This window comes from Roseomonas sp. TS2, from assembly GCF_058833935.1.
In genome coordinates this window covers 1-4374 of sequence record NZ_JCACVY010000266.1, presented here as the reverse complement: position 1 = coordinate 4374, position 4374 = coordinate 1, and the positions used below count along the sequence as shown (strand labels likewise).

Annotated in this window: 2 protein-coding genes; both read left to right on the top strand. The window is 71.6% G+C overall.

The window, feature by feature from the left end:
• Positions 1–18: 18 nt before the first annotated feature.
• Entirely contained in the window at positions 19–1602 is a 1584-nt protein-coding gene (locus tag ACZJYS_RS22965; protein WP_493180450.1) for an ABC transporter substrate-binding protein, read from the top strand.
• Between the two features lie 141 nt (positions 1603–1743).
• The gene (locus ACZJYS_RS22960; protein WP_109518791.1) at positions 1744–4041 is read left to right on the top strand and encodes an NADP-dependent malic enzyme; all 2298 of its coding nucleotides are present in this window, start codon (positions 1744–1746) and stop codon (positions 4039–4041) included.
• Positions 4042–4374 lie beyond the last annotated feature (333 nt).

Genomic DNA, 4374 nt, shown 5'->3' with positions numbered 1-4374 from the left:
GCCGAAGGAGGAACGCCCATGCATCGCCGGACCCTGTTGAAGAGTGGCGCCGCCACGGCCCTGCTGGGCGGCGGCCTCGCCGCCCCCGCCCTCGGCCAGGACAGCCGCGCCAGCACGATGCGCTTCGTGCCGCAGGCCAACCTGACGGCGCTGGACCCGATCTGGACCACCGCCACCGTCACCGGCAACCACGGCTACTACGTGTTCGACACGCTCTACGCGCTGAACGCGGCGCAGGAGCCCCAGCCGCAGATGGCCGAGGGCCACGAGGTGCTGGAGGACGGCAAGCTCTGGCGCATCCGCCTGCGCGAGGGGCTGAAGTTCCACGATGGCGAGCCGGTGCGGGCGCGGGACTGCGTGGCCAGCCTGAAGCGCTGGGCGGTGCGCGACCCCTTCGGCCAGCTTCTCGCCCGGGTCACGCGCGAATGGCGCGTGGTGGACGACCGCACCTTCGAGATCCGGCTGGACCGCGCCTTCCCGCTGCTGCTCAGCGCGCTCGGCAAGGACACCAGCGCCGCCTTCATCATGCCCGAGCGGCTGGCGCAGACCGATGCCGGCAAGGCCATCACCGAGATGGTGGGCTCCGGCCCCTACCGCTTCCTGGCCGGCGAGTTCAATTCCGGCAGCCGCGTGGCCTATGAGAAGTTCGACGGCTACGTGCCACGCCAGGAGGCGCCGGACTGGGCGGCGGGGGCCAAGGTGGCGCATTTCCGGCGCATCGAGTGGCACATCATCCCCGACGCGGCCACCGCCGCCGGCGCGCTGATGAATGGCGAGGTGGATTGGTGGGAGCGCCCGCTGGCCGACCTGCAGCCGATGCTGGCGCGCAACCGGCAGATCCGCCGCGAGGTGACGGACAAGGCCGGCCGCCTGGCGCTGGCGCGGCTGAACTGCCTGCAGCCGCCCTTCGACGATGTGAAGCTGCGCCGCGCCGTGCTCGCCTCCGTCATCCAGGAGAACTACATGCGCGCCTCCCAGGGGGATGACAGCTCCGCCTGGACCGACACGCGCAGCATCTGGCCCAAGCGCACCCCCTATTACCAGGACCATGCCGACCTGATGCCGGGCGACCTGGACCGCGCCCGCGCCATGCTGAAGGAAGCCGGCTACGCCGACCAGAAGGCGGTGATCATCAACCCGACCGACTTCCCCGACATCGGGCCGCTCGGCCAGGTGACGGCGGACGCGCTGCGCCGCATCGGCATGAACGTCGAGCTGGCGGAAACCGACTGGGGCACCGTCATCCAGCGGCGCAGCTCGCGCGAGCCGGTGGAGAAGGGCGGCTGGAGCATCTTCCACACCACCGGCCCCGCCACCTTCTACGGCAACCCCGCCATGTCGCCGCTGATCCGCGGCCAGGGGGAGGATGGCTGGTTCGGCTGGTGGAAGAGCGAGCGCGCCGAGGCGCTGACCCAGGAATGGCTCTACGCCACGGACCCGGCGGCGCAGCGCAAGGCCGCGCAGGCGCTGGGGCGGCTCGGGCTGGAGGAGGTGGCCACCGTGCCGCTCGGCCAGTTCACGCTGCGCACCGCCTTCCGCTCCAGCCTCACCGGCATCCTGGAGGGCACCGCGCCCTATCCGTGGAGCGTGCGGCGCGCCTGAGGCGCGGCGGTTAACCGCCCGCTAAGGCCGCGATGCTAGAATGGTGCGGCACCTTCCATGCCGCACCTGCGAAGCGCCTGCCTTTCGCGTATCGCTCTGCGCCGACATAAAGGGGGGGAAGCACGGGAGCCCGCGAGAGCGATGGACGACACGAAGAAGCTGCCGGTGGGCGACACGCGCACCGCCCGCATCACCGCCGAGGAGGCGCTGGCCCTGCACGCCGAGGGCAAGCCGGGCAAGCTGGAGATCCGGCTGACCAAGCCGCTCACCACGGCGCGCGACCTCAGCCTGGCCTATTCCCCCGGCGTGGCCGAGCCCTGCCTGCACATCCACCGCGACCCCTCCCTCGCCTACGACTACACGGCCAAGGGCAACATGGTGGCCGTCATCTCCAACGGCACCGCCGTGCTGGGGCTCGGCAACCTCGGCGCGCTGGCCGGCAAGCCGGTGATGGAGGGCAAGGCCGCGCTGTTCAAGCGCTTCGCCGATGTCGATTCCATCGACCTCTGCATCGACACCGAGGATGTGGACGCCTTCGTCAACGCCGTGCGCTATCTCGGCCCCTCCTTCGGCGGCATCAACCTGGAGGACATCAAGGCGCCGGAATGCTTCGTCATCGAGCAGCGCCTGCGCGAGCTGATGGACATTCCGGTGTTCCATGACGACCAGCACGGCACCGCCATCGTCGCCGCCGCCGGCCTCATCAACGCCTGCCACCTGACCGGGCGCGCGCTGTCCGAGACGAAGCTCGTCATCAACGGCGCCGGCTCGGCGGCCATCGCCTGCGCCGAGCTGGTGAAGGCCATGGGCATGCGGCCCGAGAACATCCTGATGTGCGACACCAAGGGCGTGCTCTGGCGCGGCCGCACGGAGGGGATGAACCAGTGGAAGTCGGCCCACGCCGTCACCACCGACCGCCGCACCCTCTCCCAGGCGCTGGAGGGGGCGGACGCCTTCTTCGGCCTCTCCGTCAAGGGCGCCGTGACGGCCGACATGGTGCGCGCCATGGCGCCCAACCCGATCATCTTCGCCATGGCCAACCCCGACCCCGAGATCACGCCGGACGAGGCGCGCGCGGTGCGGGAGGACGTCATCATCGCCACCGGGCGCTCGGACTACCCGAACCAGGTGAACAACGTCCTGGGCTTCCCCTTCATCTTCCGCGGCGCGCTGGACGTGCGGGCCAGCACCATCAACGACCCGATGAAGATCGCGGCGGCCGAGGCGCTGGCCATGCTGGCGCGCGAGGACGTGCCGGAGGAGGTGGCGGGCGCCGGCGGCGGCTCCGGCCTGCGCTTCGGCCCCAACTACATCATCCCGCACGCCTTCGACCCGCGGCTGATCGCCCGCGTCTCCCCCGCCGTGGCGAAGGCGGCGATGGAATCCGGCGTGGCGCGCAAGCCGCTGCCCGACCTCAAGCGCTACGCCCGCAGCCTGAGCGGCCGGCTCGACGCCGGCGCCAACGCGCTGGAGGCCATCACCGAGCGGCTGCGCGCCAACCCGCAGAAGGTCGTGTTCGCGGAGGGCGAGGAGGAGAAGGTCATCCGCGCCGCCATCGCCTTCCGCAACGCCGGCTACGGCACGCCGGTGCTGGTCGGGCGCGAGGACCGGGTGATGGCCACGGTGGCGGCGCTCGGCATCCCGCTGCCCGAGGGCATCGAGATCCACAATGCCCGCCTCTCGGACAGCAACACGCGCTATGCCGAGTTCCTCTACCAGCGCCGCCAGCGCCAGGGCTTCCTGTTCCGCGACTGCCAGCGCCTGGTGAACCAGGACCGCAACACCTTCGCCGCCTGCATGGTGGCGATGGGCGACGCCGATGCCATGGTCTCCGGCATCACCCGCTCCACCTCCGCCACGCTGGAGGGGGTGACGAACGTCATCGACCCGGCGCCGGAGACGGTGCTGTTCGGCCTGACGCTGATGCTCTCCCGCCGCGCCGGCACCGTGCTGGTGGCCGACACCGCCATCCATGAGCGCCCCGATGCGGCGACGCTCGCCTCCATCGCCCGCCAGTCGGCCGCCGAGGCGCGCAAGCTGGGGCTGGAGCCGCGCGTGGCCTTCCTCTCCTTCTCCACCTTCGGCGACCCGGGCGGCACCATCACCGGCCCGGTGCGCGAGGCGGTGAAGCTGCTGGACGCGCAGGAGACCGACTTCGAGTACGATGGCGAGATGGCGGCCGACGTGGCGCTGAACCCGCAGCTGCGGGCGCTCTACCCGTTCTGCCGCCTCGCCGGCCCGGCCAACGTGCTGGTGATGCCCGGGCTGCACGCCGCCCACATCCTGACCAAGGCGGTGCCGCACCTGACCAGCGCCACCACCATCGGGCCGCTGATGGTGGGGCTCTCGCAGCCGGTGCAGATCATCAACATGGGCAGCAGCGTCAACCAGATCCTGGACATGGCCTGCTTCGCCGGGCACGCCGCCATCCGGCGCTGAAGCCGGAGGGGAGGGGCCGCGCCCCTCCCCCTGCGCGTCTCACGCCGCGCATCACAGGGCGGCGAGGTCACGCGCCCTTGCCCTTCACCTTTCCTCACAGATCAGGACATGGTGGCCGTTTGGCGCGGCCGGGCCGTGCAGGGTCCGCCGTGCAGGGCCCGCCATGCCCGGGCGCAGGCGGAAGGAAGCGGCAGCATGGCCGAGCAGCAGCAACAGGCGCGGCCCGCGGAGCGCGGCGGCTGGCGCCACGTGCTGGCCACCATCGCGGCGGGCGGCATCTCGGCGCTGGTTCTGGGGCTGCTCTGGTCGGCCACCCGGCCGGCGGAGCAGGCC

Excerpts from the sequence above, each read along its gene's own strand:
- ACZJYS_RS22960 (WP_109518791.1), top strand. The coding sequence starts at position 1,744 with ATGGACGACACGAAGAAGCTGCCGGTGGGCGACACGCGCACCGCCCGC.
- ACZJYS_RS22965 (WP_493180450.1), top strand. The coding sequence starts at position 19 with ATGCATCGCCGGACCCTGTTGAAGAGTGGCGCCGCCACGGCCCTGCTG.